Annotated in this window: 1 protein-coding gene; it reads left to right on the top strand. The window is 64.2% G+C overall.

Annotated elements, in window-relative coordinates; genetic code table 11:
• A partial coding sequence (tnpB, locus tag AB3X94_RS42050; RefSeq protein ID WP_368614494.1) for an IS66 family insertion sequence element accessory protein TnpB occupies positions 1-320 on the top strand: 320 nt, incomplete at its 5' end.
• Between the last annotated feature and the right edge of the window lie 7 nt (positions 321-327).

Below are 327 nucleotides of genomic sequence, written 5' to 3'. Positions count from 1 at the left end.
TGTGGCTGGCAGTTGACCCGCTGGACATGCGGGCCGGCTTTGATACGGCACTGGGTCGGGTAATCTCCGTGTTCGGCGCCGCGCATCCGCACCATGCGTACCTGTTCGCCAACCGGCGGGCCAACCGTCTGAAGGTGCTGGTACACGATGGGATTGGCATCTGGCTGGCAGCGCGACGGCTGAATCAGGGGCAGTTCGCATGGCCGCGCGCGGGTAGCGAACCAAAGCAGCATGCGCTCACACAGGAACAACTGGCCGCTCTGGTGGTGGGTTTGCCATGGCAGCGCATCGGCGCGGACGGTGTGATCCGTGTCGTTTGAGGACGTT

The organism is Paraburkholderia sp. BR10923, assembly GCF_040948765.1.
Taxonomy (GTDB): Bacteria; Pseudomonadota; Gammaproteobacteria; order Burkholderiales; family Burkholderiaceae; genus Paraburkholderia; species Paraburkholderia youngii.
This window is presented reverse-complemented; position numbering and strand designations above follow the sequence as displayed.